This is a genomic window from Roseivirga sp. BDSF3-8 (assembly GCF_041449215.1).
Taxonomy (GTDB): Bacteria; Bacteroidota; Bacteroidia; order Cytophagales; family Cyclobacteriaceae; genus JBGNFV01.
The window spans coordinates 4733197-4759919 of sequence record NZ_JBGNFV010000001.1 but is presented as its reverse complement, the minus strand read 5'-3'; the positions used below and the strand labels follow the sequence as shown (position 1 = coordinate 4759919).

General features: G+C 49.9%; 23 protein-coding genes. 10 read left to right on the top strand and 13 right to left on the bottom strand.

Annotated elements, in window-relative coordinates; genetic code table 11:
* Positions 1-7 precede the first annotated feature (7 nt).
* Positions 8-1930, top strand: a complete 1923-nt coding sequence (locus tag AB9P05_RS19650; protein ID WP_371910544.1) for a DUF3857 domain-containing transglutaminase family protein — start codon at positions 8-10, stop codon at positions 1928-1930.
* 131 nt (positions 1931-2061) lie between these two features.
* Positions 2062-3705, top strand: coding sequence for a hypothetical protein (locus tag AB9P05_RS19645; protein WP_371910543.1), 1644 nt, complete (start codon positions 2062-2064; stop codon positions 3703-3705).
* A gap of 8 nt (positions 3706-3713) precedes the next feature.
* Here the strand turns inward: AB9P05_RS19645 and AB9P05_RS19640 are convergent, their stop codons facing one another.
* Positions 3714-4817, bottom strand: coding sequence for an AI-2E family transporter (locus tag AB9P05_RS19640; RefSeq protein ID WP_371910542.1), 1104 nt, complete (start codon positions 4815-4817; stop codon positions 3714-3716).
* A 256-nt stretch (positions 4818-5073) separates the two neighbouring features.
* On the opposite strand from AB9P05_RS19640, the gene AB9P05_RS19635 reads away from it, so the two are divergent.
* The 3 genes from AB9P05_RS19635 to AB9P05_RS19625 all read left to right on the top strand — a co-directional run bounded on the left by AB9P05_RS19635 (position 5074) and on the right by AB9P05_RS19625 (position 10768).
* Positions 5074-6753 carry a sodium:solute symporter gene (locus tag AB9P05_RS19635; protein WP_371911372.1) on the top strand — a complete coding sequence of 560 codons (1680 nt, stop codon included), beginning with the start codon at positions 5074-5076 and terminating at the stop codon, positions 6751-6753.
* 152 nt (positions 6754-6905) lie between these two features.
* Positions 6906-7619, top strand: a complete 714-nt coding sequence (locus AB9P05_RS19630) for an outer membrane lipoprotein-sorting protein (protein WP_371910541.1) — start codon at positions 6906-6908, stop codon at positions 7617-7619.
* A 59-nt stretch (positions 7620-7678) separates the two neighbouring features.
* Positions 7679-10768: a hypothetical protein gene (locus tag AB9P05_RS19625; protein ID WP_371910540.1), complete on the top strand. Its 3090-nt coding sequence runs from the start codon at positions 7679-7681 to the stop codon at positions 10766-10768.
* A gap of 138 nt (positions 10769-10906) precedes the next feature.
* Here AB9P05_RS19625 and AB9P05_RS19620 read toward each other — a convergent pair whose 3' ends face one another.
* Entirely contained in the window at positions 10907-12571 is a 1665-nt protein-coding gene (locus AB9P05_RS19620) for a Zn-dependent hydrolase (protein WP_371910539.1), read from the bottom strand.
* A gap of 53 nt (positions 12572-12624) precedes the next feature.
* Here AB9P05_RS19620 and AB9P05_RS19615 point away from each other — a divergent pair, with 53 nt between their 5' ends.
* The gene (locus AB9P05_RS19615; RefSeq protein WP_371910538.1) at positions 12625-13533 is read left to right on the top strand and encodes a TrkA C-terminal domain-containing protein; all 909 of its coding nucleotides are present in this window, start codon (positions 12625-12627) and stop codon (positions 13531-13533) included.
* A 104-nt stretch (positions 13534-13637) separates the two neighbouring features.
* Here AB9P05_RS19615 and AB9P05_RS19610 read toward each other — a convergent pair whose 3' ends face one another.
* Entirely contained in the window at positions 13638-14126 is a 489-nt protein-coding gene (locus AB9P05_RS19610; protein WP_371910537.1) for an outer membrane beta-barrel protein, read from the bottom strand.
* 193 nt (positions 14127-14319) lie between these two features.
* Here AB9P05_RS19610 and AB9P05_RS19605 point away from each other — a divergent pair, with 193 nt between their 5' ends.
* From AB9P05_RS19605 to AB9P05_RS19595, 3 genes are all read left to right on the top strand, one after another.
* Positions 14320-14553 (top strand): hypothetical protein, encoded by a 234-nt coding sequence (locus tag AB9P05_RS19605; RefSeq protein WP_371910536.1) that lies wholly within the window; start codon positions 14320-14322, stop codon positions 14551-14553.
* Positions 14554-14613: 60 nt separating this feature from the next.
* On the top strand, positions 14614-15201 hold the full coding sequence (locus tag AB9P05_RS19600; RefSeq protein ID WP_371910535.1) for a hypothetical protein: 588 nt from the start codon (positions 14614-14616) through the stop codon (positions 15199-15201).
* 87 nt (positions 15202-15288) lie between these two features.
* A complete protein-coding gene (locus tag AB9P05_RS19595; RefSeq protein WP_371910534.1) occupies positions 15289-16059 on the top strand; it encodes a J domain-containing protein in 771 nt (256 codons plus the stop codon).
* Between the two features lie 4 nt (positions 16060-16063).
* Here AB9P05_RS19595 and AB9P05_RS19590 read toward each other — a convergent pair whose 3' ends face one another.
* The 3 genes from AB9P05_RS19590 to AB9P05_RS19580 form a co-directional block, all read right to left on the bottom strand.
* A complete protein-coding gene (locus tag AB9P05_RS19590; protein ID WP_371910533.1) occupies positions 16064-17281 on the bottom strand; it encodes an App1 family protein in 1218 nt (405 codons plus the stop codon).
* Positions 17262-17510, bottom strand: coding sequence for a Rho termination factor N-terminal domain-containing protein (locus tag AB9P05_RS19585; RefSeq protein WP_371910532.1), 249 nt, complete (start codon positions 17508-17510; stop codon positions 17262-17264). The genes AB9P05_RS19590 and AB9P05_RS19585 overlap by 20 nt, the downstream gene beginning before the upstream one ends.
* Positions 17511-18458: 948 nt before the next feature.
* A complete protein-coding gene (locus tag AB9P05_RS19580; protein WP_371910531.1) occupies positions 18459-19256 on the bottom strand; it encodes a DnaJ domain-containing protein in 798 nt (265 codons plus the stop codon).
* Between the two features lie 153 nt (positions 19257-19409).
* Between AB9P05_RS19580 and AB9P05_RS19575 the strand changes: the two genes are divergently transcribed.
* Positions 19410-20708: an amidohydrolase family protein gene (locus AB9P05_RS19575; RefSeq protein WP_371910530.1), complete on the top strand. Its 1299-nt coding sequence runs from the start codon at positions 19410-19412 to the stop codon at positions 20706-20708.
* 130 nt (positions 20709-20838) lie between these two features.
* Here AB9P05_RS19575 and AB9P05_RS19570 read toward each other — a convergent pair whose 3' ends face one another.
* From AB9P05_RS19570 to AB9P05_RS19540, 7 genes are all read right to left on the bottom strand, one after another.
* Positions 20839-21003 (bottom strand): hypothetical protein, encoded by a 165-nt coding sequence (locus AB9P05_RS19570; protein ID WP_371910529.1) that lies wholly within the window; start codon positions 21001-21003, stop codon positions 20839-20841.
* 28 nt (positions 21004-21031) lie between these two features.
* A complete protein-coding gene (locus AB9P05_RS19565) occupies positions 21032-21358 on the bottom strand; it encodes a hypothetical protein (RefSeq protein ID WP_371910528.1) in 327 nt (108 codons plus the stop codon).
* A 153-nt stretch (positions 21359-21511) separates the two neighbouring features.
* The gene (locus tag AB9P05_RS19560) at positions 21512-22063 is read right to left on the bottom strand and encodes a carboxymuconolactone decarboxylase family protein (RefSeq protein ID WP_371910527.1); all 552 of its coding nucleotides are present in this window, start codon (positions 22061-22063) and stop codon (positions 21512-21514) included.
* Between the two features lie 108 nt (positions 22064-22171).
* Positions 22172-23020 (bottom strand): helix-turn-helix domain-containing protein, encoded by an 849-nt coding sequence (locus AB9P05_RS19555; protein ID WP_371910526.1) that lies wholly within the window; start codon positions 23018-23020, stop codon positions 22172-22174.
* Between the two features lie 11 nt (positions 23021-23031).
* Positions 23032-23679, bottom strand: coding sequence for a DsbA family protein (locus AB9P05_RS19550; RefSeq protein ID WP_371910525.1), 648 nt, complete (start codon positions 23677-23679; stop codon positions 23032-23034).
* Positions 23680-23764: 85 nt separating this feature from the next.
* Positions 23765-25063 carry a M20 family metallopeptidase gene (locus AB9P05_RS19545; RefSeq protein WP_371910524.1) on the bottom strand — a complete coding sequence of 433 codons (1299 nt, stop codon included), beginning with the start codon at positions 25061-25063 and terminating at the stop codon, positions 23765-23767.
* An 886-nt stretch (positions 25064-25949) separates the two neighbouring features.
* Positions 25950-26576 carry a helix-turn-helix domain-containing protein gene (locus AB9P05_RS19540; RefSeq protein ID WP_371910523.1) on the bottom strand — a complete coding sequence of 209 codons (627 nt, stop codon included), beginning with the start codon at positions 26574-26576 and terminating at the stop codon, positions 25950-25952.
* Positions 26577-26723 lie beyond the last annotated feature (147 nt).

Genomic DNA, 26723 nt, shown 5'->3' with positions numbered 1-26723 from the left:
CGGATATATGATATCAGGAAAATCACTGACTCTTTTCCTGGCTGGCATTATGGTAAGTCTGCGTCTGTCCGGCGCAGACTTTCCTGCTTATGATATACCGGCCGGACTCAAAGAAAATGCCGTGGCGGTGGTGCGTCTTTATGAGCAAAACGTGGAGATAAAGCGTAACCATGATGCGGTGGTGAATGTGCACGAGGTAGTGACGGTACTAAGGAGCAGCGGGGGCTACATAGGGTATAACTATCTGTTCTACGACAAATTCAGTAAGATCACCTCGGTAAAGGCCACGATGTATGATGCATTGGGCAATAAGGTGGAGAAGTTTAATAAGGCTGATTTTACAGACAGGAGCGCGGTATCGGGTATCTCGATATTTGATGATAACCGGGTCATGTTTCTGCGGCCGGAGCACCATAGCCTGCCTTATACTATTGAGTATGAATACACTATCGAGCACAAGCAGTCTCTTTTTTACCCCCGCTGGTTTCCGCAGCCGAGCGAGGACGTAAGTGTGCAGGAGGCCCGGCTGAATGTACTGGCACCAGGCAAAGAGTATCTTCGCTACCATGAGCTGAACCTGCCGGAGGGCTCCACGGTGAAGCTGACGACAGAGAAGGGCGACCTGAGGTACTCATGGGAGGTAAAAGATGTACGTGCTTACCGTGAAGAAGAAATGTCTCCGCCTTATGTGGAGTACACGCCGGCCGTGATTACGGGGCCGAATGATTTTGAAATGGACGGCTACCGGGGCAATATGAGCACCTGGAAGGACTTTGGCAAATGGATACTGACCCTGAACGAAGGCCGGGACGAACTTCCTCCGGAGACCGTAGCGGAAGTGAAAAAGCTGGTGGCAGACACGGATGACCCACGCGAAAAGATCCGCCGGGTGTATAGGTACATGCAGGACCGCACCCGTTATGTGAGCATTCAGGTGGGCATAGGAGGTTTCCAGCCCTTTACGGCCATGGAGGTGGACCGTAACTCATACGGGGACTGTAAGGCGCTGAGTAACTATACGTATGCGCTGCTGAAGGCGGTGGGTATTCCCTCATACTATACCCTGATCCGGGCGGGAAGCGAGGCAGAACGTATGAACCCTGAGTTTCCCAGTTCATCCTTTAACCATGCGATACTCTGTGTACCTGTGGCTTCGGACACTATATGGCTTGAATGTACGAGCCAGACAAACCCAATGGGGTACACGGGCACCTTTACCAGTGACCGGGACGTACTGGTTATCAATGAAACGGGTGGGCACGTGGTGCACACGAATTTCTACTCGGCTGAGGAAAATGTACTGAGCCGGCGGGCTACTGTGACGCTGGAGCCGGATGGCCATGCGACGGCTGAGGTGGTGAGCGACTACCGCGGCATACATTACAGCAAGCGGGCGGGTGCTTACCATACCGGCAGCCAGGACGAACGTGCAAAGCTACTGTACGATGCCATAAGCATACCAAATTTCAGCATACGGGGATTTGAGCTGGAAGAGAGCGGGGATATCTGTCCGCAGATAGAGGAAACGCTGCAACTGGAGCTACCCAGCTATGCCAGTAAAAGCGGCAGCCGGCTATTTGTCCCCCTACGCCTTATCAATGGCTATGACTGGGACATTGAGGATACCGGCCTGGAGCGCCGGACGGATATTGACATCAGGTATAACTATACGTATGTGGATACGATCCGCTATAAAGTGCCTCAGAATTTCTATGCCGAGGCGGTTCCTTTTGAAGAAGAGTCATTTGAAACTGAATTCGGAACGTACCACAGCACGGTGACACCGGATGAAGATGGGCTGATTTACACGCGCCGCTTTGAAGTGAAAAAGGGCCGCTACAGCCCCGAACAGTATGCTGATCTGCGCGAGTTCTTTAAGAATGTGAGTAAGGCAGACAGGGCGAAGGCGGTAATGGTGGATAAAAGCTGATTCACTTTATACAGGAGTATATTAAAAGGCCCGGAGATACCGGGCCTTTTATATTTAGTCCACTGATAGTTAAACAAATACCTCGCTGTGCTCCTTTATAAGGCATTGTATTTTTTGGCCGTACATTCAATATGAGTAAAGCACTACGCATCATCCTCTTTACCCTAGCTGGTATCATTGTCATCGTAGCCGGAGGGTTACTTTACCTTGATCTCAATTTTGAAAATATCCTGCAGAACAAGCTTCGTAAAAGCCTGACGAAATCGAGCGGGCAGGTTCATAGTGTTTCTTTTGACAAAGCCGACCTGGGGGTGTTTGGTACAGATGTTACTGTCACCAATCTCTCGATTGTCCCGGACTCCTCTGCCTCAGTGGACTCGCTGAAGAGCCGCTTCACGTTGCGAGCAGAAATAGAAAGCATAAAACTGACCGGCTTCTCGCTGTGGGACTACCTCTTTGACAACCAGGTGACCCTGAGCACGGTACAGGCGGACCAGCCAGAGATAACGTACCTCAAACTGAGCCGTGACACCAGTGAGAGCAAGGAAAAGGAAAAGAAGTCCTCGCTTAAAGGGATTCATGTGGGGCAAGTGGATCTGAGTACGGCGCAAGTGACGTTTGGTGCGTCCGGTGGGAAACAGCACTATATAGAAGGGGAGCAGATCACTGTGGAACCGCTGAGCCTGGCCATGGGTAAGGGAGGGTTAAGCTCACTGCAAAAGACTTCCGGGACTGTATCACAGTACGCTTACCACCCTCCGGGAGGTCTGTACCGGTGGAAGGTGGGGGGTACCACTTTTCGAATGAACGAAGGGGAAATTACGGTGGACAGCCTGCAGCTTATACCTCAATACGGTAAGGTGGAATTTGCGCAGCACCTGGGTCATCAAAAAACGCGGCTGGACTTGTCGGTAGGTAAGATTACGGTACAGGGCCTGCTACCTGACAGTCTGCTTGCTGCAGCGCCCCAGGTAAGGGCTCAAAAGATAGTGGTGGATGAGATGGACCTGGGGCTATATATGGATCAGCGCCTGCCAGACCCGAAAAAGGATAAACCGATGCCACAGGAGCGCTTAAAGGAGATGGGGGCCATAATCCGGGTGGACAGCCTGGAGGTGAACAGGAGCCTTATCACATATGAGGAGATGAAAGAGGGTAACAAGGAGCCGGGGCGGATTACTTTCCAAAACATATCTGCCAAAGGGGACCACCTGACGAACGAGGGACAGGCGGAAGACAGCGTGATCACGCTGGCGGTAAATGCTGACTTTATGGGGCAGGCGGCTATGGAGGTTACTTATGCGTTTGACATGGTATCTCCGGATCATACGGTCCATATTGAAGGAGAGCTGGCTCCCTGCCAAATGGAGATAGCTAACCCTATGCTGGAGCATGCGGCCAACCTTCGGGTACAGGGTGGCCAGAATGAGGGGCTGTATTTTAACATGTACCTGGACAAAAACGAAGCCGGCGGGGATGTGCGCTGGCTGTACGAAGGGGTAAATATAGTGCCCCTTGGCAAAAATGAAAATGCGGGCCTGCTGGACCAGTTAAAGGGATTCATTGCGGAAAGCTTTATTCTTAAGAAGAATAATCCCAGTAGCGAGAATGAAGAACCTCGCATAGGACAGGTATCCAATAGGCGTGTGACGCATAAGAGTATTTTTAACTATAGCTGGAAAAGTCTGCTCTCCGGCATGAAAGACTCCATGGGAGTAAAGAGCAATAAGGGTGACAAAAGCAGCCAGGGAAGTGATAACAATAAATCCGACTGAAAGGCGGGCTAGTGCTTACTTCTGTGGAAGAAGCGATTTACTTTTTTGATAGTCAGCTCATGCTCTCCTGTTCCTCCTTTTCCTATAAGCTTGCCTACAGGCCTGAGCATGGCTGTATGATCGCATATTATCTTTATTACGGCCAGGAAAGGCACTACTAAAAACATGCCCGGAATGCCCCAGGCCAGCCCCCCGAGTACAATACCCAGTATGGTAAACAGGGGATTTATCTGTACGTAGCCACCGGTGATATTAGGGGTGAGGATATTATTTTCCACAAACTGTATGACAATGAAAAAGAGCAGTGTCCAGAGGGCCACGCCGGGGTCACTATTAAGCAGAAGGGCGGCCAGGAGAGCGATGCCTCCCCCCAGCAGGGTGCCAAAGTAGGGGATGAAGTTCATGATAGCCGATACCACGCCGAAAAAGATGGCATACTTAAGGCCGATAATGGCGAGGCCGGCTGAGTTGACAATACTGAGTATCAGGACTACTACAAAGACGCCACCGATGTAGTTACGCATGACATAGGAAACCTTTAGCACAATATTTTTGGTGCGGTCGGAGTAGCGGTCGGGCATGATCTCCAGCATGAACTCATACAGCTTGGTACGGTAGTAGAGCAGCATAAAAATGTAGATAGGCATAAGGGCCATCTTGGTTACGGTGCCGGTAGTGGCTGTAAACAGGGTCTTGAGCGTATTCCCGCCGGCCTCCAGACTATCCAGCAGCACATCTGACAGGTGACCAGGGCCGGGAGCAATCATTTCGGCGAGGGGTCGCCCCAAACGCTCTTCCATACTATCGATATTATCCATGGCCTGCTGCTTCATTTCTTCCCAGTTGCTGGTAAGCTTGCCTACCTGGTGAGAAATGAAATAGAGAACGCCCCCTACGACTACTACGAGCAATAGTATGCAGAGGACATTAGCCAGGATCCTGGGGATGCCTTTGGTTTCCAGGAAATGCCCAACGGGATATAAGAGGTAAGCGAAGAGTATGGCTAAGGCAATAGGGTAGAGGAAGTCCCTGCACTCCATAAGGATAAGGGACAGGAGTACTATCAGAGAGAGGGAGTAAACTATTTTTCTAAGTATCTCAAATTTAGGCATTGCAGGCTCAGGAAGGTGTCAGGTTTCTACCTGTAAATAGCATTTTATCACAATTGTTTGCAGATTAAGGCCACATGGTGCTAATTTGGTCGCTTATGGAATCATCCGACTCTAGCTCATCTGCGCAGTCCGGGCAGCCCGCGGACTCTGAACGACCGCCTCTTTTCAGTTCATGGAAGGGCTGGTACCTGCTGGTACTGGGTAATCTCGTTGCCTTGATCCTATTCTTTTACTGGCTTACGCTTCACTTTTCATGATTAGCACGCTCGATTGGTTCGTCCTGTTCGGGACACTGTTATTCATTGTGTCATACGGGGTATGGAAGACCCGTGGCAGTCATAATATCGAAGGGTACCTGCTGGGGGACAAAAGTATGCCCTGGTGGACGATAGGGCTGTCTATCATGGCGACACAAGCCAGTGCGATTACCTTTTTGAGTACGCCTGGCCAGGCTTACCAGGATGGTATGCGCTTTGTGCAATTTTACTTTGGCCTGCCGCTGGCGATGATCATCCTCAGCGTCTTTGTGGTGCCTATCTACTATCGCCTGCGGGTGTATACGGCGTACGAATATCTGGAGAACCGTTTCGACCTGAAGACGCGTACCCTGGCGGCTTTCCTCTTCCTGGTACAGCGAGGTCTGGCTGCCGGCATCACTATCTATGCGCCGGCCATAATTCTCTCAACTATCCTGGGCTGGCCACTGGGTTATACGAACCTGATAATCGGGGTGCTGGTGATTATCTATACTGTGTCGGGGGGTACTAAGGCAGTGAGCCAGACGCAGAAGCAGCAAATGGCGGTAATGATGGGGGGGATGCTGATTGCCTTTATCGTGATCCTGAACCTGCTGCCAGAGAAGGTAGGCTTTACCGAAGCCCTGAGCGTGGCGGGGAGCATGGACCGCATGAATGTGGTGAGCTTCGATATGGAATTTGACGACCGTTACAATATCTGGTCGGGTCTGCTGGGTGGCTTCTTCCTGGCGATGTCTTACTTCGGTACGGACCAGTCGCAGGTGCAGCGGTACCTGGGGGGTAAATCGGTAAAGGAAAGTCGCCTGGGGCTGATCTTTAATGGCCTGCTCAAAGTGCCCATGCAATTTTTTATCCTGCTCATAGGGCTTATGGTGTTCGTCTTTTACCAATACGAGAAGCCGCCGGTGTTCTTTAATCAGGCGGCCCTGGAGGAGGTATCGGGCAGTAGCTATGCAGACAGTCTGCAGGTGCTGAACCGGCAGTTTGACGAGAACTTTGCTGAAAAAAGGGCTCTGCTGGATGAGTTTGCCGTAGCGGGTGAGGAGGAGAGCGGCCGCATCCGTGAGCAACTGGTGCAAAAGATGGAAACCCAGGAAAATATCCGCAGCCAGGTAGGTAAGCTGGTGGAGGGCCTGGATAAGGACCTTGAGGGTAAAGATACTGATTATATATTCATCCATTTTGTGACGAACTACCTGCCAAAGGGCCTGGTGGGGCTGTTGCTGGCAGTGATTTTCTCTGCTGCGATGTCCAGTACGGCGGGTGAGCTCAATGCACTGGGCAGCACCACTACGGTGGACCTTTATAAAAGGAGCATCAAAAAGAACGGATCGGATAAGCACTACCTGATCATGAGTAAAGTGCTTACCTTTTTATGGGGATGCATAGCCATTGGGGTGGCGATGGTGGCGAGTCTGTTTGAGAACCTGATACAGGCGGTAAACCTGCTGGGCTCCTTATTCTACGGCACCATCCTGGGGATATTCCTGGCTGGCTTTTTTATTAAGCATATTAAAGGCAATGCGATCTTTGTGGCAGCGATCATAGGTGAGGCAGTGGTATTCGGATTTTACTTTTTCTCGGAGATCGGCTTTTTGTGGTATAATCTAATAGGCTGTGGCACAGTAATTTTAGCCGCGCTCATCCTTCAGATGACAGGTAATCAGGTGAAAAACTAACCCTTTACATTGCTGAAAGAATACCTTACCATTTATCATGATATAGCCCCGTGCCACAGGGAAGATTATACCTTTTAGATAGAAAGCCCATCATTTGTCGGATAAGAACCGTATGTTTAGGTTAAGAAATCACCAAAAACTTACTCTTACCGATGATGAAAAAAATCCTATTTACATTTCTTACTGTGTGCCTGGCACTTACTGTACAGGCCCAGGATATGACACTGGAGGAGGTACTGGAAAACCATTTTGAGGTAATAAACCAGGAAAAACGCAGTGACATCAATACCCTCGTTTATGAAGGCACGATGACGCAAGGTATTGAGATACCCGTGAAACTTATTATCAAACGCCCGGGAATGGTACGCATGGAAGGCTCTGTCCAGGGTAAGGTTTTCGTACAGGCCTATGACGGTAATGATGGCTTTATGATCATGCCTAATGCCGCTGCTCCCCAGGACCTTAGCGATGAGCAGAAAGAGAACATGAAGGATAAGGCCTCTGTGGACTCTGAACTAAAGACTGCCCAGGATAAGGAATTCGACATGGAACTGATGGGTACAGAGGATTTCGAAGGATCTGATGTATACCTGGTGAAAGTAACGAAAGATAACGGGGACGCGACTACTTATTACATTGACGCGGAGAACTACGTGATTCTGAAAGCCAGAAGCAAAACCACCGTACAAGGCCAGGAGGTAGTGGGAGAGACTTACTACAGTAACTACAAGGAGGTAGACGGTATGATCTTCCCTCACAGCTTTGATTACAAGAATGCTGAGGGACAGACGATGAACCAGATCATGATCGAGACAGTCACGCTGGACTCTGAAGTATCTGACGAACAGTTTGCCCGTCCGGAGTAACCTAATCTTATAAGGGCCTGTTAAGGCCCTTTTTTATACCACTTAACCCTTTTTGGCACATGAAAAAAATATTACTGACCCTGATGGCCTCCGGGGTTTTGTTTACCGGTGCCTACGCCCAATCCAAAGCACCAAAGGTAAACTCTAATACCTTCGGAGAGATCAAGGCGCGGCAAATAGGCCCTGCTGTAATGAGCGGCCGGGTGGCTGCTGTGGACGCTGTACAGGATGACCCGAGGGTCGTTTACGTGGGTGCGGCTTCGGGTGGCGTATGGAAATCAAAAAACGGGGGTGTTACCTTCAAGCCGGTATTTGATGAGCACACCCAGTCGATCGGAGCGATAGCGATAGATCAGTCTAACCCGGACACGGTGTGGGTAGGTACAGGCGAGCCATGGACCCGAAACAGTACCTCGGTGGGTAATGGCATCTTCAAATCCACAGACGGGGGAGAAAAATGGACATCCATGGGGCTGGAGGAGACCGAGCGTATAGCCCGGATTGCTATTCACCCGGAAGACCCTAACACGGTATATGTCGCTGCGCTGGGTCACCTGTGGGGCGCTAATGAAGAGCGGGGTGTATTCAAGACCACAGATGGCGGACAAACCTGGAACAAGGTGCTGTACGTAGATGAGAACACCGGCGCTTCTGACATAACGATAGATCCGGAAAACCCTGATATACTTTATGCCGGTATGTGGACTTTCCGTCGCACGGCCTATGACTTCCAGTCAGGAGGTAAAGGTAGCGGGGTTTACAAATCCACCGACGGCGGTGAGACCTGGAGAGAGCTTAGCCAAGGCCTTCCTGATGGCCGGGTAGGGCGAGTGGCGGTAGGGGTGTCGCCGGTGAACACCGATCTGGTGTATGCACTGGTAGAATCAGAGAATACAGCACTTTACCGTTCGTTCGATAAAGGAAATAACTGGGAGGAAATCAACACGTCAAACAGTGTTAAGGAGCGTCCATTCTACTTTAGCAATATCTATCCTGACCCGGTGGATACGGGCAGGGTATGGAAGCCTGGCTTTACGCTGTATGTAAGTGCAGATAGTGGCCGTACCTTTCAAACGCCGTTTGTAGAAGGGGGTAATGTACACTCTGATCTGCATGCGTTCTGGGTAAGCAAGGAAGATAATGATTACATGTATGTGGGTACTGACGGTGGCCTGTATGTGAGTAATGATAAAGGCAACACCTGGCGCTTTATCCGTAACCTGCCCATCTCACAATTCTACGCGATCAGTGTGGATAATGAGAAGCCTTACTATAATGTGTATGGCGGCCTGCAGGACAACGGGAGCTGGGTAGGCCCTTCGAAAAGCCCGGGTGGCATTGCTAACTCGGACTGGAAGAATGTAGGCTACGGTGACGGCTTTAATACGTTTGCGGATCCGGATGACAGGAACATCCTGTACTGGCAGTACCAGGGGGGAAAAATCCGCCGGATGAACTCCGAGACAGGTGAGATAAAGGTGATAGAGCCTTACCCTGATGAGAATGCAGATAACCTGCGCTATAACTGGGAGGCACCGGTATACTTCGGGGAATCAGGCGATATGTATGTGGGTGCCCAATACCTGTTTCGCTCGTCTGACAGGGGTGATAGCTGGGAAAGGATCTCTCCGGACCTGACGACTAATGATCCGCAGCGCCAGATGCAGGAGGAAAGCGGCGGCCTTACGATAGATAACAGTACGGCTGAGAACAATACGACGATCTTTGCGATCAGCGAATCGCCCCTGGACAGGAATGTACTGTGGGTAGGTACGGACGATGGCAACGTACAGGTAAGCCGCGACGGTGGTAAGAACTGGACAGACGTGACGGGCAACCTGCCCGGCGCACCGGCTAAGGCCTGGGTGAGCAGCGTATTTGCCAGCCCCTATGAAGAGGGTACGGCCTTTGTGACGATAGACGCTCACCGCCAGGACGATAAGAAGCCTTATGTGTACAAGACTACAGATTACGGGGCAAGCTGGACTTCGCTAGTGGATGAAAACATCAAGTGGTATGCGCATGACATTATCCAGGACCCTGTGAACAGTAACCTGCTGTTCCTGGGCACGGAGAGTGGCCTGTTCCTGTCTGTAGACGGCGGCAGCACCTGGTCTCAGTTTACCGGAAACGTTCCTAACGTAGCCGTTCACGAGATGGTGATCCATCCGGAAATGCATGACCTGGTATTGGGTACACATGGCCGCGGAGTGATGATCATTGATGACCTGACGCCGCTACGTAACCTTACGGCAAAAGCGATGGAGCAGGATGTGGCTTTCCTGGAAAGCCGCCCGTATGTGATCCGCCTGCAGAACTCGATACAGGGCTGGAATGGTGATGAGGAGTTTGTGGGTAATAACAGCACAAGTGACGCGGTGATCACCTACTACCTGAAAAAGCGTCACATTTTCGGCGACATGTTCCTGGAAATCCTTGATGATGAGGGTAAGGTGATCGATAAACTACCGGCGGGCAAAGGCAAAGGGATTAACCGCGTGTCGTGGAATGTGCGTAAGGACCCGCCAAAGGTGCCGTCTTCTCCTACGCTGACCGTTGGTGCTATATTTGGTCCCACGTATAGCCCGGGTGACTATACGGTAAGGCTTACGAAGGGTGATGATACGTATACGAGCACGGTAACGCTGATGGATGACCCTGAATCGAAGCACTCGGATGAGGGCCGTGCCATGCAGCGTAAGATCGCCAACAAGGCCTATGATATGCTGGAGGATCTGGCGTTCCTGGATAAGCAGGTGACCACCATACAGGAGAAGGCTTCGGAAATGGCTGAAAAGGCCAGTGGCAGAAATGCCCGTAACCTGAAGCAGCTTGCGAGTGAAATGGAGGAACTGCATAAGGAGCTGGTGGCCACTAAAGAAGGCGACATAACCGGTGAGGTGAGAATGCGGGAGCGCATCTCGGACATCTACGGGGGTGTGATCAATTACCTGGGTGCTCCCACGGAAAGCCAGATACAAGGACTGGAAAGGCTTGAGGCCCGCATGCAGGAAAAGCGTGAGCGGGTAAATGAGGTGATAGAAAAGGAACTGCCTAAATACAATAAGGCCCTCTCTAAGAACGGAATGGATGAAATTACCGTGATGACGAGGGAGCAGTATGAGGCGAACCTCGAAGGAGGCAAATAAAGCTTAATCATCTGAATTCCATAAGACTAACACCCGCCGGGCTCCGGCGGGTGTTTTTTTTGGCTTTCATACATAAAAACAAACCCCGGCAGGATCCGTTTCCTGCCGGGGTTTATCGCTTTTATGCCGTGGGGGCTATCACATACCGGCTATACCGAGTACATCGCTGCCCTGATCAAATACAATATCTACAGGGATGTTTTGAGCGTCCAGTCTGTCAAGGTCTTCCTGGAGCTGAGCGGGGATCTTGCCGTAGTTCTGTACGAGTTCGGAAACGCCGTCATAGTCGCCGTCACCCTGGAGCACAAGGATCTTATTTGACAGGGCGTCCATGGCTTCCTGCATCTTGTCGTAGTTTACGCGGTAGGTGCCGGTCTCTTCGTCACGTTCAAAAGCACCCATTTCCTGGAAGAAGTTAAACCGGATCATGTTGGCCTTACCGTGGGCGCTGGAAGCACCAAAGCGTACGGAGCGGAATATACCGGCCAGGAAGGTGGTGTAGAAGTCTTTAAGTTCGGCGTCTATCTCACCCTTGTTCTGAAGCTGGGTAACCATGTACAGGCCGAGGATGTCAGCCTTGCCTTCTTCCAGGGCGGAAGCATGCTCTTTTAGTGCATCGCGTACCGTACCGGAACCGTCCAGGGTATTTTTGATACCCAGGCCATGAGCTACTTCGTGAAACATGGTGTTGGCGAAGAAGGCATCGAAAGTAATATCTTCCCGCTGGTCCTCAGCGATAAGCAGGTCGGCAATGGGTACCAGTATCTTATCGTATTTGGCACGCATAGCATTTTTAAGCTGAAGGCGACGGCTGCCTTTGGCCAGTTGTACTTCTTCGTCATTAGGCAGGTTAATGGCGATGGTCTTACTACCTGAATTACAGTCACCTGCATAGTAGACTACATCGTAGGCATTGAGGTCGGCATCGGTACCGGGCATCTCTGCTTTGTACTCAGCCTCTACGGGCAGGCCTTCCTGCAGTTCGGGCAGGAACTGGGCATACTTTGACAGGCGGTCGCTCCACTCCATGTCCTTAATGAGTACGTAGCCTTCGTGAGCGGCTTTGTAGCCATAAAGCTGATCTTCATAGGTTTCTATGGGGCCTATCACGATATCCACCTCATTGTTTTTCATCTCCATCCATGCCATATCGCTTGGCTGATACTCATCCGTAAGGAGGGCTTCGGCACGGAGCTCGAGGTATTTTTTGAAGCCGGGGTCTTCTGCAAGGGTGGAGGCTTCTTTAAGCAGATCGCTGGCCTTCTGTACCTGGTCAGCAAACATTTCGTGGTACCATACGGTCTTAAGGTTACCCTCCTCATCACGACGAAGGAAGGTATACTGGCTCTGCTTGTCTGCCAGGCCGGCGGCCTCAAACTCTTCTTTGGTCATATCGGTAGGGTAGAAGTTGGCTCCCTTAGGCTTGGGACCTACACCTTTGATAAAGGGTTCATTGCCTTCCAGCCTGTCCCAGGGACCATAGTTGATCCGGGCAAACTGCTTCAGGCTTTCGCTCTCCAGGCTATCGAGGAAGGGGGCTTTGTCTCCGAGTGCCTCATACCAGAAAAGTTCGTTCATGATATCGGCAGCCTGAATGAGGAGGCCAACCATCTTTTTCTGGTCATCTGACAGATGTGAGAGGTCGGAAGTAAGGGTAACATCGGTGTATTTATCCACCAGTTTACTGGCATCGGTGGTAGCGGCAGTAGCAGGCTCACCGGAGGATTGTGTCTCTTCCTGTTGGCTTTCTCCTGCACAGGCAGCGAAAGCCGCGAGCAGGACAACGAGTAGTGCGCTTCGCATATGGGTCATGTGACTTTTTTTGCCTGAAAATAAGGGAATTTACAGAAAAAGCCATGATCCGGACCCGCAGAGCAATCAATGCGGTGGTAAAACCGGTTATAGAATTAAAGAACATATTATTTTACATGCTCTCACTCATCTCGCTGATACTGGTTATAGCCCTAAGTTTACTGGTCACTAAGGTGGCTTCCATCATGCTGCAGCACACAGGCCTGAGCCGCCCCTCGGCCAAGTTCCAGGCCCGCTCCGCCTTTACAGGGGTGGGATTTACCACGAGTGAAGCGGAATCGGTAGTAAACCACCCGGTGAGGCGGCGTATCATCCTTACACTGATGCTGTTGGGTAATGCGGGGATCATTACGGCTGTGGCCTCCCTGATGCTCACGCTGTGGAACCCGGGCCAGGAAAACTTTGGGGTGGGGCTGAGGCTGCTGGTGTTGACGGGGGCGATTATATTGCTATGGCTCATAAGTCACAGCAAGTACTTTGACCAGGTGATGAACCGGCTCATTAATTTTGCGCTGAGGCGGTATACGAACCTGAATGTAAGGGACTACTCTAATTTACTGAAACTGGCAGAAGGGTACGGGATCGGTGAGCTGTACATTGAGAAAAAAGACTGGCTGAATGGTAAAACAATGATTGAAGCTAATCTTAAAGGAGAAGGACTTAATGTACTGGCAATCAAAAGAAAAAATAAAGACTTTGTAGGCACTCCTGAAGGCACTACCACTATCATGGAGGGGGATACGCTGATACTGTACGGCAAATCAGAATCTATAGGCCGGCTGGATGACCGGAGCAATGACATACACGGCCAGATCGAGCACCGGGCGCAGTTGGCTAAGGCAAAAAGGGAGGCGGAGCAAAAGGAGATGGTAGAGAAAATGGCAGCGGAAAAGATGAGGGAAAATGGTAATGAATCTTCTAAATCTCAAAAAGCAGAGAAGGAGAATGCCTGAACGCAGGGCCCATCCTGATATAAATGAAAAGGCCACCTGCTGCGTAAGCAGGTGGCCTTTCAATATAATTATTACCTAATAAACGGCTTAGTTCAGAGGGAACTTCACGCCTGTTGCAATAACTGCCTGATCGGCATCTCCGATAACATACTTAAGTTCGAAGAAGGGGTTACTGAACTTTCGATGTTGAACTCTGCACCGATACCCAGGTTCAGGCCTAATTCTGTATCATTGTTGTCATCAAAGAAATCGTCTTCGTAATCTACACTCAGGAAGCCAATATTAAGACCAGCAATGCCATACAGGCCTACCACGTCGCTATCGACAGGGATGATATAATTGGCATCAAGGTTGATGGCAAACCAGTTGAGGTCTACGTTACCCACGCTTTTGGGAAAAAAGAAGTTAAGGGCGGGGGCCAGTCTCCAGCTATCGCTAAGACCAATATCGGCACGCGCCTGAAGACCTACGTTTTCAATTTCTGAACCATAGATCAAACCAGCACCCAAGTTCACATCCTGCGCCTTGCTAGTGGTGCTGTAGGCTACTACCAGGAATAGGGTCACTACTGCTATCTGGAAAAATTTCTTCATAAGTTTTGTGCGTTAAAATTGACGGCGAAATATAAACAGACTTTTTTAAAGGGAGCAAACATCCTCTTTATAATCCTCATTAGTAAGCGGTTTACTATACCATTTACTTCAATCTGTACAGGCTTTTCCTGTTTTTCTCTTAAACATTGGCAACACCTGTTGGGTTATAAATTGAAACCAATTATTTTTTGATATGAAATTTCTGAAATTATTCTTTGTAGGTGCATTCATATTCGGATTTGCCTCATGTGGTGGCAATGAATCCAGTGCCGATAAGGAAACAATGGTAGGAAAAGATGAAGATGCGGATAATAAGACGGAAGTTGAATTTGATGCAAACAGCGATGGCGGTAGCCTGAGCGTAGAAAGTGAAGATACAGACGTTAGTATCAGTACCGGTGGCGAAGACGATGGTACCGAAGACTAATAATGGATTAATACATTAATTGATACGGGCTTTCAACATGAGAGTCCGTATTTTTTATATATGCATATAACAGCAGAAATACGGTGGTTCTGGCAGCAGGACAGGGACAGTTTAATTGACAACTGGCTGAAAGAGACAGGCTATGCGGCTGTAAACAGCGAGGTACGTACGGATTATTATCTGGTGACGGGCGCGGGTGCAGCGGGCCTGAAACTGAGATCCAAACGCCTGGAAGCTAAATTACTGCTTGAACCCATTTCACTTGATAATTCGCTGGCTGATCTGGGTATGGCAGGAAAATGGACGAAATGGTCGGCCCCTGAAACCATGACGCTGGCAGACCACCATGCAGATGGCGATGAGTGGCTGCCGGTACAAAAAGACCGCAGGATAGCCATCTACCTGCCGGAAGACAGGCGATGGGCCAAACCTGGTGAGCAGCCGGCCAGCGCCTGTGAGATCGAAACGGGAAAGGTCAGTATAAAAGGAAAGGAATATAGTACTGTTTGCTTTGAATGCTACTGCAGCCGGGGGGAGGAAAGGAACGTACTTCTTCAGGCCCTAAATCAATTGCTCAAAGGCAACATACTGGACTTTTTACGTAGCCAAGGCTCCCAATCGTACCCGGAATGGCTAAGGAGTTTATAAATAAGGGGGAAACAGGTCGCTATTATTTTTATCTTTGCTTTGAATTAACTATCTGAACCTAGATAATTGTGCACCTGAAGCACTGACATGAGCGATTTTTACGCCATACTAGCAGTAGAGAGAAACGCCAACCAAGCGGAAATAAAGAAGGCTTACCACAAGCTGGCCAAGCTTCATCACCCCGATAAAAGCAAAAAGGCCGAAGACCGCATTATCTTTGAGCGTATCGCAGAAGCTTACCGGGTACTGGGCAACCCGGAGAAGAGGACTATATACGACCGTGAACTGCTGATCACTGAGCAGTTTACCCGCATGCAGGAATCAATGTATGCCAAAGCCGCAAAGGGTAAGTCATCACCGGAGGATAAAACAGTTAATGGTAAAACGCGCATTACGGTAAACCTTGGATATGCTTCTGCTATTACGGTGGTACTATCACTCCTGATCGGTCTGCTACTGGCACTGGATTATACGCTGGCACCTGTTCAGAGCAGGGACACTCTTTTCTTTAAACAATCGGCAGAGACTTCGGCCTCCGGGGGCCAGACGGCCATATTTACGGCCAATGAGCGGGTAGAAGTAGGGCAGGATGTGTCTGAGCGTTTTCCACTGGGCAGTGAGGTGATGGTGGAGAAAACACCCATCCTGGGGAGTATTCTTTCTATTGAGCTTATGAATGAGGACGACAGTCTTATCGTGAGTGAGCGGCTGTCACCGGTTAAGATCCTGCTGCCTTTTGTCCTGCTGATTCTCGCTCTGGGTACGTACCTGCTAAAAAATAAGCCCACCCTAAGGGCAGGCTTGTTGTCTGTTTATTCTATAGCGTTTATAGCCACGCTTTTACTGCTATTCAGCTAAAAGGTTAGTTGGCATTGGCCTGTGCTTCTTCACGAAGATCCTTATCTGCGTCATCAATGACGTTTTGTTTTCCCTCTTCAGTAATAAGGCCGAGTTCGGCAGCATGCCTGGCGGCTTCCTTGGTGCTATCAATCAGGAGCATGGGCACACCCCATCCGTGCAGCTCACGCGCAATGGCCGTGATCTCTGACTGGCGCTGTTCGCTCTGATCGATATTTCTGATGTATATGGCCTTTATCTTGCCGGGATACTGCTTGACAATCTTACGGTATATTTCCGGGTCTTTTTGGCCACTATCGCCCACCATGACAAAGGAGAGGTCCGGATAGTAGGAGAGTACCCGCTGGATCATGCTTACCTTATACCCGAGTGTGTCCTGCATAAATACCTGATCACGTGTATACCCTAACTCCCTGAGCATAAACGGCCCCTTGGGGATTTCTTTCACCTCACAAAAACGGTCTAGCAGATCATAAATATTGTAACTGCTCCCGGACACGTAGTAAATAGGATTCACTTCCTCGTTAGAGGTACCCTTTCGCAGTTCCCTGTAGAAAGCGGCAATACCCGGAAAGGCTACCCTGCTTTTGGCGTCATTCATCAGCAAGGTCTTTATCTTGCCGAAGAAGTTAGTGATGTTGCTTTTCAGGATGGTATCATCCACATCGGAGATTACACCAAAAGCAGCCTTTTCATTCGGTATGAGTACGTGGGCGCGGGCATGCAGGTCTTTGTCCAACGTATATTTATGTGCAGGACAGTGCAGGTCTACATGATGCCACTCAGTATTGGGATCGACCAGGTCTTTCCCGGGCTTAAAATGCATTTCGAAGTAGCCCTCGTCATCTGCCCTGGTCTCGATGGTCTCCCCGTAAAAGGTGCCCTTAATGGGAAGATAAGGTATCTCGTCGCTTTCATACCGGCGGTACATGAGCCGGATGTTTTCCCACACGGTCATGTCTTCACGTTTTTCTACGGCCAGGCCTTCGTTTTCCTGTATGCGCCCTTTTATATAAACCTCACGGTTATTACCCAGGCCTCTGTAGGGAAAGATAATTACCGGATCCATAAGGTTGAACCGGTGCTTGAAGCTGAGCCTTACATGGTCCCAGCGCGTCTCAAGGGAGTGTACGGCGTGCCGGACTTTCCTGAAGAAAGAGACCTTTTGCCTGGGTTTTTCAGCGTAGGTGGTATGTATGTTTTCAGTGGTTGCGTAGTGCATCTATCAATTCGTCTTTAGTCATGTCAGATCTTCCCTCTATACCTATCTTTTTGGCTTGTTCATAGAGTTCGTCTTTAGTACGTTCTTCGTATTTGTCAGCCTTTCCTCCCTTTTCCCCGGAGTTTTGGGTATTGGCTATGCGGGCGGCTTTCTCTTTGCTCATCCCCTTATCTCTTAACTCCTCGTACTGCTTATCGTTCTTAATTGAGTTGCCGTGGTCTTTTGCCATTTGCGCTAAAGGTTATGATTAGAAAAATGGGTGAGGGCTTATTAAAAAAGGTGCATTCAAGCCCTGTATGTTTTAAACATCTGCAGCGGGTAAATGTTAAAAGAATAACTACACTTGCGTGAAGGAGCGGGGTTTGATACTCTGCTCCTTTTGTTATTTCTGCCCGGTAGCAGATATGACCTTTTAACACAGGTGCTTCCGGTCTTCTTTCGTATTACGGTGGTTATCCCCGGCAAGCTAAGGGTGGGGCCCTTTCCAGCCGCGAAATGACTTTTGAGGTAAGGTAACTTCAGCTCTTTGATAAGGCTTTCTTGGGTACGGATGCGCACTACCGCGGCCACCTTTCCCTACCTAGCATTGTAATCCATTCAACTTCAGCGGGGGAAAGGAATTTTGTGAGAAGTAGTGCAAATACGCAATCACAGTCTGTTAGGATTTCCGCGCGATGGCTATAGCTGGCTAGCTGGTGGTTGGGTTGCCCTTTCCGGCCGCGAAATGACTTTTGAGGTAACGTAACTTCAGCTCTTTGATAAGGCTTTCTTGGGTACGGATACGCACTACCGCGGCCACCTTTCCCTACCTAGCATTGTAATCCATTCAACTTCAGCGGGGGAAAGGAATTTTGTGAGAAGTAGTGCAAATACGCAATCACAGTCTGTTAGGATTTCCGCGCGATGGCTATAGCTGGCTAGCTGGTGGTTGGGTTGCCCTTTCCGGCCGCGAAATGACTTTTGAGGTAACGTAACTTCAGCTCTTTGATAAGGCTTTCTTGGGTACGGATACGCACTACCGCGGCCACCTTTCCCTACCTAGCATTGTACTCCACTTTCAGCGGGGGAAAGGAATTTTTAAAGGCGGGGCTTTAGATATAATTACCGAAAGTCGGACCACCGAAAGTCGGGCCACCGAAAGTCGGGCCACCGAATGTCGGGCCACCGAAAGTCGGACTTATAAGAAAAATACCATTAGCTGATATATAGAAAAAATAAACATCACTATAGCTGCATTGAGCCGGGCCATGGGCTTTTTGAGCCGGAAAAACAGAAGGCCTGTTAAAAGCATGGGGGGTATGACGTAGCCAAAAATATAATAGATATTGTAAGCCTGCCGGTATTGTTTTGTTACGCCATTTATGGTGATGAGAGCTTTCATAGGTATATTAAGGAGGGAGGTGGCTTTGACTACTGCGTGATCATATTGATCTGTGGCAGGTACAGTTCTCTTATCGAACCTCATGGTGTAGTCACTGAAAATCAGTTCATCATACCGGTACTCTTCTGAGATATAACTGCCTCTGCCGTTCATATTGCCCACAAAAACGGCTGACCTATCTACAATTTCCTGTTCGTGACTCTTAAAGGGCAGCATGAAGTCGAGGGCCAGTATCCCATTGATCATGATAATAATACAGGCTGCGGGGGTAAAGTACTTTACTATCTTCCGGATCAGTTCCTGCTGGTATCTTTGCTGCTCTATGGCTCTTTCCTTAGCTCTCTGCCTGGCTATGATCCGCCACTTTTCCCGTTCGGAAAGCTCTTCTTCCTCCTGAAAAACCGTCTGGTGCAGCTCTGGCTCTTTGGTGAGATAATCGTATGCTTCTTTAATTCTATGAAACAACTCAGCGGCATCCTGCGACTTGTTTACATCAGGATGATACTTTTTGGACTTATTACGATAGGCTTTCCTGATATCTTCTTTGGTAGCATCGTTGCCTAAGTCAAGGATCTGAAGGTAATACTCTCTCAAAACGTGGGGATGCTTTTAGTCTTTAAACCTACCAAAACCGTAGTTTTTGTAAAAGTGCCTGCCCGTATTTCTCTAATCGGGCTATTGCTCTTATGTTGCTGCCGGTAATTTTCTATTTTGCATCAGCGAAAAACGATAAACCGGAATTCATACATGCAACTGAAGACTATACTACCTGTCTTGTCGGCCTTGTTACTGCTGAGCCTAACGGCCCTGGGCCAACGGACGATCATACATGCGGGCACCATGATAGACGGTGTTTCGAAAAAGGCAAAAGAGGAAATGTCGATCATAGTGGAAGGTGACCGAATTACTTCCATAGAAAAAGGCTACGTCACGGCAGGGGCAGGTGATGAGGTGATCGATATGAAAGGCATGACGGTAATGCCTGGCCTGATCGATATGCACGTGCACCTTGAAAACCAGACCAGCCCGGATAATTATACGAAACGCTTCCTGTACAATGAGGCGGATATTGCTTTTGCTTCCCTGGCATACGCGAAAGCGACCCTGGATGCCGGCTTTACGACGGTGCGGGACGTAGGGGGCACGGGGGTGAATATTGCGCTGCGCAATGCGATAAATAAGGGGCTGGTAACGGGCCCGAGGATTTATACCTCCGGCAAGAGCATCGCCACCACGGGTGGCCATGCTGACCCTACGAATGGTATGAAGCGTGACCTGATGGGTACGCCCGGTCCGAACGAAGGGGTGATAAACGGGCCGGCGGAAGCGCGTGAGGCGGTACGCCAGCGCTATAAGAACGGAGCGGACATGATCAAAATTACGGCTACGGGCGGGGTGCTGAGCGTGGCTAAGGACGGCAGTGGCCCGCAGTTCAGAATGGATGAACTGGAGGCAATTGTGGAGACGGCCCATGACTACGGCATGCATGTAGCGGCGCACGCGCACGGAGCGGAAGGCATGAAGCGCGCAGTGATGGCCGGGGTGACAACGATAGAGCACGGCAGCTACATGAATGATGAGGTAATGGACCTGATGATAGAGAAGGGGGCTTACCTGGTGCCGACCCTGACGGCGGGGCGTACGGTGGCTGACTCGGCCAAAGTCCCGGGCTACTACTATCCGGACATCGTAGTGCCTAAGGCCCTGGCGGTGGGTCCGCAGATACAGGGTACTTTTGCCAAAGCCTATAAAAAAGGGGTAAACATTGTGTTTGGCACGGATGCGGGGGTATTTGTGCACGGACTAAACGGCCGCGAGTTTGAGCTGATGGTAGAAGGTGGCATGCCGGAGATGGAGGCGATACAGTCGGCTACTTCGGTAGCGGCTAAGGTACTGGGGGCTGATGAAATGATCGGCAGCCTGGAGGAAGGCAAGATGGCTGACCTGGTGGCAACTCCTGAAAACCCGCTGGAAGATATAAGCACGATGACGCGTGTGGCCTTTGTGATGAAGGGGGGTAAAGTGATCAAAGAGGCTGGCGAATAAAGAAGCTGCCAGCGCTGATAAGAGGCCTCTGTCCATACACCGGGCAGGGGCCTTTGTTTTTAGAATAGTACTAAACCGGACTCCCGTACGGCTATCAGCAGGCCGGCCAAAGCTTAAAGCAGGATACCTATTACCAGTGAAACTCACGGTCTTCCACAGGGGTGCCTTCGGGTACATACACGTCGGTGATGACCCGGGGCTTATCGGTGTACTGGCTATGGCTGAATTTGAGGACCATCTGATCTTCCTGCAGCCTCATGATCTTAAAAGCCTTATCGGTGGCTTCAGTATTCATCAGTGCGGGTAGCTGGTGGCTATACCACTTAAGGTAAGGCATTGCCGGACTTGTCTCTGGCGAACTTCCAGGTGCCGGCGAGGGTGGGGCCGCAACCGGAATGCTCGCCATTATTATCCTGCATGGTGTTATCTGCCCGATAGGTAATACGGTAGGAGAGAAAGCAATCGCCCATATTCATGCGCGTATCGCCATTAAAACGGCGGGCAAGCTTCCAGGTCATGGCTGAATCTCCTGCTACGAGATGGCCGGCATTTTCCGGCAGGGTGAAGGGGTTGGTGGCTGGCTTTTCGGTGCACTGCATCAGTGAGGCTAAAAAGACTACTGAAACTATATGCCGGAGGATGTATTTCACAGAATTGTGTGACGGTTTGTGCTAATATAGGCATGTAAGGGGGAAATGAAGGATCGAGTCTCTGGTATGGCTTATGATAATAGAAAAAGCACCCGCTGGCAGGCGGATGCTTCTTACTTCACATGGACGATTGTGAGGCGCTGTGACCTGCTCTCAGGCAGGCTGTGTTTCCAGGGCGGGAGCCGCGGGGAAGTCTACGGGCACACGAGTTGTTTTATGCAGGTAGTTGCTTATGATCTTATCGCCGATGACGATGATCACATCCACGAGGTTTGCCTTGGTATAGCCTTCGGCAAAGAAGGCGTCGAGCTTATCCTCTGAGACAGTGCCGCGGTTACGGGCAATTTCTTTTACCAGTCCTGCCAGGGCGTTCAGCTTTTGGTTGCCGGGAAGTTCGCCGGTACGTATGCTCAGTATTTCCTCATCAGAGAATTTCAGGTTTTTGGCCAGGGCGGTATGGGCGGCAAGGCAGTAGTTACATTCGTTTACCTGGGAAACTACCAGGTTTATCACTTCTCTTTCTTTGGCCGTCAGGGTCGATTTACGATTTTGAAGGGTAAGGTAGTCACCAAGGGCGGTGTCATTATAGGCGAAGGTGGCGTAGAGATTAGGAACAAAGCCGAGGCCTTTTTCCAGGTTGCTGAAGATCGCTTTGTTGCCTTCGCTTACTTCTTCTGTAGTAGGTACATTAAAATGCGTTGCCATAATAATCAGTAGTTAATGTTTGGTTTATTAATGCTTTCCTACTGATTAACGGGTCTTTTACGAGGGGGTAAGAGGCAATATTTCCCGGAAAGGGCTGAATTTTTCCCTTTAGGCAGACTGTTTATCCGGGGCGGCCCGAAATGCGGCAGGGGAGTGGCCTGTACACTTCTTAAAAACGTGCTGAAAGGCGCCGGGGCTCGTAAAGCCTAGCTGGTAGGCGATTTCCTTCACGTTGAGAGAAGAATGTAAAAGCAGTCGTTTGGCCTCGAGGGTGATACGGCCGTGGATGATCGAAATCGGTGACTCAAGGCTATATTTTGCAAAGAGGTTAGAGAGGGTTTTTGGTGAGCGATGCAGCAGTTCGGCATAGTCCTGTACCTGGTGTTTTACACGAAAGTGCTGGTCTACCAGGATATTGAATTTCCGAATGATATCCACTGTCTGCATATCTTTTACATGGGGCATTTGCTGATGGCGCACCAGCCGGGTGAGCTTGATGATGAGCCGCTTGAGCAGCATACGCAGCATCTCTTCCTGGATATTATCACGGGTACCGAACTCATCTTCAAAAACAGCGAGAAGGAGGCCTAGCTTTCTGGTTTCTTCTGCACCGGGGGTGATAAGGGGAGGGGTGCGGGCTCCCATAAACAGGATGCCGTTGCAACTGGTCTCCTGGTCGTGATCGCGTATACAGTAAAACTCTCTGTTGAAGGCAAAGGTGGTGAGAAGGGCTGAACTTTTGGCAATAGTAAACTCCTGCAAAAATGTATTGGAGATAAGCTGACCGGGCATCAGGGTGAGGGGCACGCTACCTATATTGACGGGAATGGGTTCGGGGCTTCTGTTCCAGTGAATGTACAGCAGATAGGGTTTATGGCTAACCCATTGAAAATCGCTAGTGTAATCCCTGGTCAGGCTAAAAAATGCTCCGCTTCTGCTGTCTTCATAGGTTTGCATGCCCTGGCGTGCTAGTTATCCCCGGTATTAGCAAACACGGTCTCCACGGCTCGTACCAGCTCCCGGAAGGGAAGGAAGCCACGGCTGATGACCGCACCTTTGTCGCCGGTACGCAAAATGAGGGTGGGGTAGCCTCTGACGCCTAGCGAACGGGTAAAATCAAACTCTTCGCGGGTTTTGCGCTTGATATTTTCCTCCTCAAAAAAATCACGAAACAGGGAGGGATCTACTCCGAACTTTTCGGCATCTTGCAGGTAGACTTCCACCTGGTTAAGGTCTTTGCCTTCTTTATAGAGCATTTCCTGTATACGGCTACCGAATTGCAGGGACTTGGTGCGGTCACCGAGTCGCTTAAAGACCTTGAGTGCGCGGGAGGGGGGCTCTGAATCAAGGTGGTAGGTACCTTCTTCCATCAGGTCCAGGAAGGGCTTACCAAAGGTGACACCGGTGGCTTCCTCCACGGCGGGGATATGGCTTTTTATAAATTCGGCGGACTCGGCTATGGGCTTTGCGTTTTCGTCAATGATCATTCCCCCGCTGAATACGGTAAAGGGCATATCACTGCCAAACTTCTTCTGGAGTCTGAGTAAATGCTCATCAAACCCGTAGCACCAGCCACAGAGAGGGTCGAATACGTAGATAAATTCATTTTCCGGCATAGTTTAATAGACGGAAAGGAGGGGAGAATTGTTTTGGAGCGGGGCTCAGCCGGATACTATACGGGCAGAACCCCGCCGGGACTATCTAGCGGCCATCTAACCTCTCGACAATCAATGAGGAAAAATATTGCACACCAATTTTAATACTGCTTTCATCTACCTGGAAACCGGGGGTATGTGGCATGGAAATAACGCCTTTGCTGTAATCAGAGCCCCCGAGAAAAAAGTACACCCCAGGCACCTGCTCCTGAAAAAGGGCAAAATCATCGCTGTTGCCTGCGAGAACTCCGTATAGCGGGACGACGCTTTCTGATCCATATATAGTTGAAATGCTTTCCAGGGACTTATTAACTAATGCCGGATCGTTTTTAACAGTATAGGTAATAGGATGGAAGTCAATACTTTGTACCAGGTCTTTGTATTCAAAAGACCTGAGCTTTTGGGTTAAGAGCTCTTTTGCACGCTTAAGCTGCTCATCGTCGCTGCTATTCATGTAGGCATTGATGGTCACGTTGCTATCTCCTTCCTTTACTCTTATGGTAGCATCCAGTGAAAGGTAGTCTTTGTAGATGGTATTGGGGTTCATAACGCCCATTTCAGGGTGTCCTAAATTGGCCCGATTGTCAAAAGCATCGGGAGATCTTTTGTTCTCTATGCTTCTGATAATCTCTTTCACCGCGGATATGGCTTCAGCGCTGTTGTCATTCTTATCTAAGAGGATGTCAATTTTTTTATAATCAGCATACATATTCCCGGCTTTGGCAGCTATAGTACCAGCGGGAAACGGGCTTATGTGCAAGGCATAGGTTTCATCGGGTTTGATAAGATCAAAGAGCCCGTCGTCTATCATGGCTTTGGCTCCTTTTATATTTTCTTCGGATGGCTGAAAAACAAAATATACGGTGCCCCTAATATGGTCTTTCTGACTTGCCAGTACATTGGCGATCCCCATGGCTACTGTGGTATGGACGTCGTGCCCGCAGATGTGCCGCACGCCTTCATTTTCAGACGCAAAATCGACCACATCGGGAAAGTCAGAGGCCATTGCATCGATATCAGCCCTCCAGGCAATGGACTTGCCGCCTTCACTACCATGTAAAATGCCTACTACGCCGTATCCTCCTACATCTGTTAGTACTTCCAGTCCGAGTTCTTTCAGGTACCGGATGATCTTTTGGGAAGTCTCTGCTTCATTCTCGGCAACTTCAGGATGTCTGTGAAAATCTCTTCGGATGGCCACGAGGCTATCATATATCTGATCGGTTCTCTGCCGGATGGCCTGGTGCATGGTGTTGTTCTCCTGGTTAACGGCCGTTTGAGCCACGGCAGACTGAAAAGAGAACAGGCTGAAGCCTATTAGCAGGTACAATACGAATTTTCTCATGTTCATGTGATTGGTTGGGTGTTAGGATGTGGTAATTGGAGCCTTTACGGGCCATTACACTTTCCCTAAACTATTAAATAGCTTTTATTTATGCTAATCCGGTTGAAAACGACACGCTATTGACCGGGGCTAAGGGGTTATGTACTGTTTGCTGACAATAGACAAATGGCTAATGTGACAGGGCGGAATAGTCAAAAATGATTTTTAGGAGGGATTGGTTGAATATGGCAGTATGCATATCCTATTGACGCATTTCTCGAACCACCGAATGCCGGACCACCGAAAGTCGGACCACCGAAAGTCGGACCACCGAAAGTCGGACCACCGGATGCGGGCCCAGCGAAAGTCGGATCTTCCTGAGTCCAGGAGGGGGATTTTGGTGCTTAGCTTGTGAGCTGTGCGCCTGTTATGCGAGTGGGGGGTAGCAGCTACCGCCGGGTAAAGAGCCAGACGGGGTCTCGCGGAGTGCGACTCGCGGAGTGCAGCTCCCGGAGTGCGACTCGCGGAGTGCAACACCGCGGTAGTTAAGGAGGAGTTTTACCGCCTAGCTTGTGGGCCGGGCTTGCAGATGGGGGCTGATGAGCATTTTTTGGGTTTTGTGACCCTTCCCTGATTTCTTGCCAGACGGAACAAGGCGCGATGAATCGCGCCTCTACAGGCAGGGGTGATTTAGCTTGCGGCTATGGACAGCTGTGCGGGTAATGCAAAATGTCTGGACCACCGGAGGGCGGATGGGACAACCCCGCGGGTTTAGTGTGGGGATGATGGGTTAGGTTTTAGCGATCCCAACAGCATCTCTCACCGATGGGGGCCCCGTCATACGACGGGGACTGGTGCTATTTGGGTATGGATAATGGACACTAATTATCCACTAGCCATTATCTTTTCAAAGAACCTCTATTCTCGCTTTTAGCTGCCTCACTTCTGCCTCCATAAGCAGTAGTTTGTAGCCTGGGGGTATGCGGATGGCTTTTTTGCGGAGCAGGGCCAGGTGGCTGGCGGCCTCGTGTTGTGTTTTACGGGCTGTAGCCAGCAGGGCGGGGGGAGCATTATTCTGTTGGAGGTGACTGGTAATCTCCTGTGCTTCACTGAGTATTTGCAGGGCATTTGTCTCTGCCAGATCATGCATATAGCGCTGGGCCTGTTGCCTTTGCAGGGCTTTTTCTTTCAGGTAGAGGCTGGTTTTAAGCTTATTGCGTAGCTCGCTTTGGCGAAACTTCGCCACCTGCAGGTCGGCAGGTTTATACCTGATGGCCGGGCGGTTGACGTGGGTGGTTTTGGGTAATTTTTGCTGCCGGGTATGGTGTGCTGCCCTTTGGGTGAGCAGGTGCATGGAGAGGCCGGTCAGGCGCGCAAGGCCCATCATGGTGCCGCGGTGTGGACAATGTTTGCCGCTTTCTATCTTACTTACAGTGCTTTGGTGTACGCGCAGGCGCTCAGCCATCTCCCTCTGGTTCAGACCCATGCTCTGGCGGGCGTATTTGAAAAGGCTGGGGTAGTGTATCGCTTTCATGTTCTGTCTTTAAGGTTCGGTTAAAGAGTGTAAAGGCAATGTCGCATGAGTAAAGGAAATTTTAAAATTATATGCATGCTTTGTGATTGGGGGGAGGTGCCTTTTAGTCTTGGCCGATAAGAGTGACATATACCACTGAAGTAAATT

Excerpts from the sequence above, each read along its gene's own strand:
- AB9P05_RS19560 (WP_371910527.1), bottom strand. The coding sequence starts at position 22,063 with ATGGCAACGCATTTTAATGTACCTACTACAGAAGAAGTAAGCGAAGGC.
- AB9P05_RS19650 (WP_371910544.1), top strand. The coding sequence starts at position 8 with ATGATATCAGGAAAATCACTGACTCTTTTCCTGGCTGGCATTATGGTA.
- AB9P05_RS19605 (WP_371910536.1), top strand. The coding sequence starts at position 14,320 with ATGAAATTTCTGAAATTATTCTTTGTAGGTGCATTCATATTCGGATTT.
- AB9P05_RS19550 (WP_371910525.1), bottom strand. The coding sequence starts at position 23,679 with ATGCCGGAAAATGAATTTATCTACGTATTCGACCCTCTCTGTGGCTGG.
- AB9P05_RS19620 (WP_371910539.1), bottom strand. The coding sequence starts at position 12,571 with ATGCGAAGCGCACTACTCGTTGTCCTGCTCGCGGCTTTCGCTGCCTGT.
- AB9P05_RS19585 (WP_371910532.1), bottom strand. The coding sequence starts at position 17,510 with ATGGCAAAAGACCACGGCAACTCAATTAAGAACGATAAGCAGTACGAG.
- AB9P05_RS19615 (WP_371910538.1), top strand. The coding sequence starts at position 12,625 with ATGATCCGGACCCGCAGAGCAATCAATGCGGTGGTAAAACCGGTTATA.
- AB9P05_RS19570 (WP_371910529.1), bottom strand. The coding sequence starts at position 21,003 with ATGAATACTGAAGCCACCGATAAGGCTTTTAAGATCATGAGGCTGCAG.
- AB9P05_RS19575 (WP_371910530.1), top strand. The coding sequence starts at position 19,410 with ATGCAACTGAAGACTATACTACCTGTCTTGTCGGCCTTGTTACTGCTG.
- AB9P05_RS19590 (WP_371910533.1), bottom strand. The coding sequence starts at position 17,281 with ATGCACTACGCAACCACTGAAAACATACATACCACCTACGCTGAAAAA.
- AB9P05_RS19625 (WP_371910540.1), top strand. The coding sequence starts at position 7,679 with ATGAAAAAAATATTACTGACCCTGATGGCCTCCGGGGTTTTGTTTACC.
- AB9P05_RS19540 (WP_371910523.1), bottom strand. The coding sequence starts at position 26,576 with ATGAAAGCGATACACTACCCCAGCCTTTTCAAATACGCCCGCCAGAGC.
- AB9P05_RS19555 (WP_371910526.1), bottom strand. The coding sequence starts at position 23,020 with ATGCAAACCTATGAAGACAGCAGAAGCGGAGCATTTTTTAGCCTGACC.
- AB9P05_RS19600 (WP_371910535.1), top strand. The coding sequence starts at position 14,614 with ATGCATATAACAGCAGAAATACGGTGGTTCTGGCAGCAGGACAGGGAC.
- AB9P05_RS19645 (WP_371910543.1), top strand. The coding sequence starts at position 2,062 with ATGAGTAAAGCACTACGCATCATCCTCTTTACCCTAGCTGGTATCATT.
- AB9P05_RS19545 (WP_371910524.1), bottom strand. The coding sequence starts at position 25,063 with ATGAGAAAATTCGTATTGTACCTGCTAATAGGCTTCAGCCTGTTCTCT.
- AB9P05_RS19640 (WP_371910542.1), bottom strand. The coding sequence starts at position 4,817 with ATGCCTAAATTTGAGATACTTAGAAAAATAGTTTACTCCCTCTCTCTG.
- AB9P05_RS19595 (WP_371910534.1), top strand. The coding sequence starts at position 15,289 with ATGAGCGATTTTTACGCCATACTAGCAGTAGAGAGAAACGCCAACCAA.
- AB9P05_RS19610 (WP_371910537.1), bottom strand. The coding sequence starts at position 14,126 with ATGAAGAAATTTTTCCAGATAGCAGTAGTGACCCTATTCCTGGTAGTA.
- AB9P05_RS19630 (WP_371910541.1), top strand. The coding sequence starts at position 6,906 with ATGATGAAAAAAATCCTATTTACATTTCTTACTGTGTGCCTGGCACTT.